The sequence below is a fragment of the Micromonospora sp. genome (assembly GCF_048594385.1).
Taxonomy (GTDB): Bacteria; Actinomycetota; Actinomycetes; order Mycobacteriales; family Micromonosporaceae; genus Micromonospora; species Micromonospora wenchangensis.
Genome location: NZ_JBMDWU010000382.1, coordinates 1 through 7,872, shown reverse-complemented (window position 1 = coordinate 7,872; position 7,872 = coordinate 1). Strand labels below are relative to the sequence as shown.

The following is a 7,872-nucleotide window of genomic DNA, read 5'->3' as shown; positions in this document are numbered from 1 at the left end:
GGGGGGAGTGGCGTGGCGTGGGGGGGTTGGTGGCTTGGGGTGCGGGGTGGGGGGGGGGGGTGGGGGTTGATTGGCGTGGGGTGGTGGGTTCGGGTCGGTTGGTGGAGGTGCCGACGTATGCGTTCCAGGGTGAGCGGTACTGGTTGGAGGCACCCCGCAACACCGGCGACGACGCGACCCGCACCGGCCACGCGCTGCTGGACGCCGCGACGGAGCTGCCCGGCTCGGGCGGGGTGGTGCTGACCGGCCGGGTGTCCCTGACCGGCCAGCCGTGGCTGCGTGACCACGCCGTCGGCGACACGGTCGTCCTGCCCGGCACGGCCTTCCTCGACATGGCGCTGCGCGCCGGCGACGAGGTCGGCTGCGACCACGTCGACGAGCTGACCCTGCACCAGCCGCTCGTCCTGACCACCGGGTCCACGCAACTGCGTGCCGTGGTCGACGCCGCGGACGACGCCGGTCGCCGGCCCGTCTCCCTCTTCGCCCGCAGCGGCCCTGCCGGGACGGCCTGGACGACCTGCGCCGTCGGTGTCCTCTCCGACAGCGCCGACCGCGCGCCGGCCGAGGGCCTGGCCGACACCTGGCCGCCGGCCGACGCGGAGCCCATCGACTGCGCCGACCTCTACCCCGACCTGGCCGCGCGGGGCTACCACTACGGCCCGGCCTTCCAGGGCGTGCAGGCCGCCTGGCGTCGGGGGAACCAGGTCTTCGCCGAGGTGGCGCTCGCTGCCGACCAGCACGCCGGGGTCACCGCCTTCGCCATCCACCCGGCACTGCTCGACGCCGCCCTGCACGCCGGCCTGACCGACCCGCAGGCCCCCGACGCACCCGTCGAACTGCCCTTCGCCTGGTCCGGCGTCGCGTTGCACCGGACGGCTGCCACGTCGGCCCGGGTCCAGCTCACCCGGACCGCGCCCGGTGTCCTGCACCTGGTCGTCACCGACCCGACCGGCGCCGCACTGGCCACCGTGGACAGCCTCGCGATGCGGCCCCTCTCCGGCGACCTGCGCGGCCCCGCCACCGACGGCGGCCTGTACGCCATCACCTGGTCCCCCGCGGGCGGGCGGGGCGTCGCCGGCGCAGACCCGGCGGACGCGTCCGACCAGCAGGTGCTGGACCTGACCGGCCGGGGCGTCGACCCCACCGACGGTGACGTCGCCGAGGCCACCCGGTCGGTCGTGCACGGGGTCCACGCCGAGGTCACCCACTGGCTGACCGGGGCCGACGCCGGCGGGTCGCCGGACCGGACCCACCCGTCGAAGCTGGTCGTGCTGACCCGGGGCGGGGTTGCGGTCCGGCCCGGCGAGGACGTCGACCCGGCCGCCGCCGCCGTGTGGGGACTGCTGCGTACCGCCCAGCTCGAGCACCCGGACCGGATCGTGCTGATCGACCTGGACGACGACGGGCGCTCCCGGGCCGCCGTCGACGTCGCGGCGCGCGGCACCGAGCCGCAGGTCGCCATCCGGGCGGGCGTCGACCACCGGCCCCGGCTGACCCCGGTCGCCCCGCCCGGCGGCACGACGCCGACCGTGGCGACGCGCACCGACGGCACCGTTCTGATCACCGGCGCCTCCGGGGTGCTCGGCGGGGTCTTCGCCCGCCACCTGGCCGCCCGGTATCCCACCCAGCGGCTGCTGCTCGTCGCCCGGCGCGGTGCCGACGCGCCCGGGATGGCCGAACTGACCGCCGCGCTGGGCGACCTCGACGCCCGGGTGGAGGTGGCGGCCTGCGACGTGACCGACAGGTCGCAGCTCGCCCGGCTGCTTGACGCGATTCCCGCCGCGCACCCGCTCACCGCCGTGCTGCACGCCGCCGGGGTGCTCGACGACGGCCTGTTCACCTCGCTGCGCCCCGAGCAGCTCGACGCCGTCCTGCGGCCGAAGACCGCGGCGTGGCACCTGCACGAGTTGACCCGCGACCTCGACCTGGCCGAGTTCGTGCTCTTCTCGTCGGTGACCGCCACGCTGGGCAACGCCGGGCAGGCCAACTACACCGCGGCCAACGGCTTCCTGGACGGTCTGGCCGCGCACCGACGCGCCCACGGCCTGCCCGCCACCAGCATCGCCTGGGGCCTGTGGGCCACGGCGTCCGGCATGACCGCCCACCTCAGCCGGGCCGACCTGAGCCGGCTGGGCCGCGACGGGATCGGCGCGCTGGACGAGGCGGCCGGCCTGGCGCTGTTCGAGGCGGTCCGGGCCGACGACCCCACCGCAGCGCAGCCGCGCCCGGCGACGGTGGTCGCGGCCCGGCTGGATGAGGCCGCGCTCCGCGCGAAGGCCACCGCCGAGCTGTTGCCCGCCCTGTTCGGGGACCTGGTCCGGGTCGCCCCACGTCGGGTGCGGGCGACTGCCGGCGTCGACACCGGGCAGTCCTGGGAGCGGCGGATGGCGGCGCTCCCCGCGGCCCGGCGTCGGGAGGCGGTCACCGAACTCCTGCGCGGCGCGGTCCTCACCGTCCTCGGGCACGACCCGGCCGGGACGATGGAGGCCGACCGTACCTTCAAGGACTTCGGCTTCGACTCGCTGAGCGCGGTCGAGCTGCGCAACCGGATCGGGGCCGCCACCGGGATCACCCTGCCGGTCACCCTCGTCTTCGACCACCCCACCCCGGCCGCCCTCGCCGAGCACCTCGAGCAGCGGGTCTCCGGCGGCACCGGTCCCGCCCCGACGCCGGTCGCCCCGACGGTCGGGCCGGCCGACGAGCCGATCGCGATCGTGGCGATGGGCTGCCGCTACCCGGGCGGTGTCGAGTCCCCGGAGCAGTTGTGGCGGCTCGTCGCCGACGGCGTGGACGCGGTGGGCGGGTTCCCCCGCAACCGGGGCTGGGACATGTCCGGCCTGGTCGACACCGGCTCGGACGGGCCCGGCACCAGCCACGCCGACCAGGGCGGCTTCCTCTACGACGCCGACCGGTTCGACGCCGACTTCTTCGGCATCAACCCCCGCGAGGCCGCCGCGATGGACCCCCAGCAACGGCTGCTGCTCCAGACCGCCTGGGAGACGTTCGAACGGGCCGGCCTGCCGTCGGCCACCCTGCGTGGCAGCCGTACCGGCGTGTTCGTCGGGGTGATGTACGGCGACTACGGTGCCCGGCTGGCCGCCGCCCCCGAATCCGCCGAGGGCTACCTCTACAACGGCAGCGCCGGCAGTGTCGCCTCCGGACGCATCGCGTACACCTTCGGGCTGGAGGGACCGGCGGTCACCGTCGACACGGCCTGCTCCTCGTCGCTGGTGTCGGTGCACCTGGCCGCGCAGGCCCTGCGCCGGGGCGAGTGCACGATGGCCCTCGCCGGTGGCGTCACCGTGATGGCCACCCCGAAGACGTTCATCGAGTTCAGCAGGCAGGGCGCGCTCTCCGCCGACGGCCGGTGCCGGGCCTTCTCGTCGTCGGCGACGGGCACCGGCTGGGCCGAGGGGGTCGGTCTGCTGCTGCTCGAACGGCTCTCCGACGCCGAACGCAACGGGCACGAGGTGCTCGCGGTGCTCAGCGGTTCCGCCGTCAACCAGGACGGGGCCAGCAACGGGATGACCGCGCCGAACGGGACGGCCCAGCGCGCGGTGATCAGGCAGGCGCTCGCCTCGGCCGGGCTCACCGGCGTCGACGTCGACGCGGTGGAGGCCCACGGCACCGGCACCCGGCGCGGCGACCCGATCGAGGCCGAGGCCCTCATCGCCACCTACGGCGCCGGACGCTCCCCACAGACCCCGCTGTGGCTCGGCTCGCTGAAGTCCAACATCGGCCACGCGCAGGCCGCCGCCGGGGTGGGCGGTGTGATCAAGATGGTGCTCGCGATGCGCCACGGCATCCTCCCGCGCACCCTGCACGTTCAGGAGCCGACGCCGCACGTCGACTGGTCGGCCGGTGCGGTCCGCCTGCTCGACGAGGCCCGGGAATGGGCCGGGGCGGCCGACCGTCCCCGCCGGGCGGGCGTCTCGTCGTTCGGCATCAGCGGCACCAACGCCCACGTCATCGTCGAAGCTCCCGCCCCGGCCGGACGCCCCGGCGGCGACGACCCGGGCACCCCGTCGTCCCCCGACCCGGCTCAGGGGCGTTCCGGCGGTGACCCGGGTACGGACGACGGCGTCGCCGGGGCCACCCCGGTCGTTGTCCCCCTCTCGGCGCGTACCGTCGAGGCGCTGCGCGGGCAGGCCCGCCGACTCGCCGACGCCCTGGCCGGACCGCCGGCCGGGGAGACCGGCCCGGACGGCCGGCGGGCGCTCGCCGACACGGCGTACACCCTGGGTCGGCGGGCGGTGTTCGCGCACCGCGCGGTGCTGGTCTGCCGGGACCGCGACGGCCTGCTGGCCGGCCTGTCGGCGCTCGCCGACGGGGGCGTGGCCGGTGGCGTCGTCACCGGGCGCGGCGCGCCCGGCGGGCTTGCCCTGATGTTCACCGGGCAGGGCAGCCAGCGTCCCGGCATGGGTGCCGAGCTGTACGCCACCGAACCCGTCTTCGCGGCGGCCTTCGACGAGGTCTGCGCCCACCTAGACCCGCACCTGGACCGTCCCCTGCGGGAGGTCGTCTTCGCCGCGCCCGGCTCGGCCGACGCCACGCTGCTCGACCGGACCCGCTACACCCAGGCCGCCCTGTTCGCCGTGCAGACCGCGCTCTACCGGCTGGTCGAGCGGGCCGGCGTCGTCGCCGACCGGCTGATCGGCCACTCGATCGGCGAGGTCGTCGCCGCGCACGTGGCCGGGGTGCTCACCCTGCCCGACGCCTGCCGGCTGGTGGCCGCCCGTGGCCGGCTGATGGAGTCGGCCCCCGAGGGCGGGGCGATGGTCTCGATCCGGGCCGACGAGCCCACCGTGACCGCCCTGCTCGGGCCGGACGCCGACCGGTTGAGCATCGCCGGGATCAACGGCCCGGAGTCGGTGGTCGTCTCCGGTGACGCCGACGCGGCGCAGCGGGTCGTCGAGCGGTGCCGGGCCGACGGGATCGGCACCCGGCGGCTGCGCGTCAGCCACGCCTTCCACTCCGCGCACATGGACGGTGTGCTGGCGGAGTTCGTGGACCTCGCCGGCGCGTTGACCTTCCACGAGCCGGAGATCCCGATCGTCTCCAACGTCACCGGTCGGACGGCCACCACCGAGGAACTGACCTCCCCCGACTACTGGGCGCGTCACCTGCGGGGCACGGTCCGGTTCCACGAGGGGGTCCGTACCCTGCACGCCGACGGGGTCCGGCTCTTCGTCGAGCTGGGACCGGACCCGGTGCTCGCCGCCATGGTGCAGGGCAGCATCGGCGGCGCGGAACCGGCACCGGTGACGGTGGCCGCGTTGCGGACCGGCCAGCCGGAGCAGGACACCTTCGCGACGACCGTGGCGACCGTGCTGGCCAACGCCGAGCACCCCGACCCGGCGGCCGTGCTGGCCGCCCGCAACCCGGCCGGCCGGCTGGTCGCCCTGCCCACCTACCCGTTCCAGGCCACCCGGCACTGGCTCGACGCCCCCGCCCCGGCCGGGGACACCCGCGCCGCCGGCCAGGACGCGGCGGACCACCCCCTGCTCGGTGCCGTGGTCGAGTTGGCCGACGGCGCGGGGGAACTGCTCACCGGTCGACTGTCGGTGGCCGACCAGCCGTGGCTGGCCGACCACGCGGTCGGCGGGGTGGTCACGTTGCCCGGCGCGGCGATCGCCGATCTGGCCGTGCGCGCGGGTGACCAGGTCGGCTGCGGGCGGGTCGACGAACTCACCTTCCGGGCGCCGATCGTGCTGGCGGCGCAGGAGGCCGTCCGGCTCCAGGTCACCGTCCGGCCGGCCGACGGGTCGGGTCGCCGCGCCTTCACCGTGCACACCCAGCCGCAGGACCGGTCGCTGCCGTGGCGGCTCAACGCCGACGGCCTGCTCAGCGCCGAGGTGTCGGTGCCCGCTGGCTGGCCCGGGGGCGAGCCGTGGCCGCCGCGCGGGGCGTCACCGGTGGATCCGACCGCCCTGCACGTCGACCTGGCCGCCGCCGGCCTGGCGATCGGCCCGGCCTTCGACGGCGTACGGGCGCTCTGGCGGGTCGGTGACGTCCACTACGCCGAGGTGGCCCTGCCCGACCCGGTGCCGTCCGACGCGGCCGGCTTCGGTCTGCACCCGGCGCTGCTCGACGCGGCGCTGCGCGCCGTCGCGTTCGGCGTCCCCACGACCGACCGGCTGCACCTGCCGTTCACCGTCGCCGGTTTCGCCCTGCACGCCAGCGGCGCGACCAGCGCCCGGGTGCGGCTCGCGCCGGGGCCCGGGGCCGGCACCGTCTCCGTGTCGTTGGTCGATCCGGCGGGTGCGCCGATCGCCGACATCGCGGAGCTGGCCCTGCGGCCGTACCTGCCGGAGGACGGGCCGGCCGGTGACCTGTACCGGGTCGACTGGCACCCGGTGACGCTGCCGGCGGTCGACCCGAGCCCGCACCCCCGGTGGGCGGTGCTCGACGACGGCCGGGTGCTGGCCGATTCGGCGGCGGAGCTGCTCGGCCCGGCCGCCCTCTTCGTCGACATGACGGCCGTGCACGAGGCGGTGTCGACCGGGACCCCGCCGCCGTCGGTGATCGTGGTCGACGCCGTCTCCTCGATCGCCACGAGCCGGGCGATGGCCGAGCTGCCGCCGCCGGTGGCCGCCGAGCGGGCGGTCGCCGACACGCTGGAGCTGTTGCAGCAGTGGTTGGCCGACGACCTGCTGGCCGACGTTGGTCTGGTCGTGCTCACCGAGCTGGCGGTCGCCGCGCGGCCGGGAGAGACGCCCGACCCGGCCATGGCCGCGGTGTGGGCGATGCTCGGCAGCGCGCAGAGCGAGAACCCCGGCCGGATCACGGTGATCGACGTGGACGGCACGCCGGCCTCGATCACCGCCCTGCCGATGGCACTGGCCGCCCGGGACCCCCGGCTGGCCCTGCGCGACGGCGTCGCCCTCGCCCCCCGGCTCACCCCGCTTCCCCGTCCGGCGCGGACCGCGCCGGACGGGGTGGACCCCGCCGTTAGCCCGCCGGACCCGGGAACCACCACGGGCGACCGGCTCGACGCGGACGGCCCCGTGCTGATCACGGGCGCGACGGGCGCGGTGGGCGGCGTGCTCGCCCGCCACCTCGTCGCACGGGGCGTCCGCCGGCTGGTGCTGACCGCCCGGCGGGGGGCCGCGGCTCCCGGCGCGGAGGAACTGCTCGCCGACCTGACCGCCGCCGGAGCCACCGCCACCGTCGTCGCCTGCGACGTCGCCGACCGGCAGCGGCTGGCCGAGGTGCTCGACACGTACCGGCCGGGTGCGGTCTTCCACGCCGCCGGTGTGCTCGACGACGGGGTGCTGACCGGGCTGACCGCGCAGCGCTGTGCCGCCGTGCTCCGCCCGAAGGCCCAGGGTGCGTGGAACCTGCACGAACTCACCCGGGGCCGACGCCTGTCCGCGTTCGTGTTGTTCTCGTCGGTGGCGGCCACCGTCGGGACCGCCGGGCAGGCCAACTACGCGGCGGCCAACGGCTTCCTGGAGGCGCTGGCCGGGCAGCGTCGTGCCGAGGGCCTGCCCGGCCTGGCCGTCGGCTGGGGACTGTGGGGCACCGGCGGCATGGCCGGCGAGCTGGGCGCGGCGGACCGGGCCCGGCTGGCCCGGATCGGCATCACCCCGATGGCCGCGCCGGACGCGTTGGGACTGCTCGACGAGGCGCTCGCGTACCCGGGGTCCGCCGTGGCCGGTGCCGGCGGGTACCTCCCGCCGGTCGTGGTCGCGGCGGCGTTCGCGCCGGCGGCGCTGCGGGCGGCGGCCGGCGTCGGCGGGCTGCCGGACGTCCTCACCGCGCTGGCCCCGGTGACGCCCGTGCCGGCCCGCCGGTCGGTGGGCGCCGGCGTGGCCCCCGGCGGCGGGGCGGGGGGGGGCGCCGCCCGGCCGGCCGCCCGGGCGGGGCCGC

1 protein-coding gene is annotated in these 7,872 nt (G+C 77.0%); it reads left to right on the top strand.

The window, feature by feature from the left end; all coding sequences use genetic code 11:
• Nucleotides 1–107: 107 nt before the first annotated feature.
• A partial coding sequence (locus ACOJTC_RS20485; protein WP_420118088.1) for an SDR family NAD(P)-dependent oxidoreductase occupies nt 108–7,872 on the top strand: 7,765 nt, incomplete at its 3' end.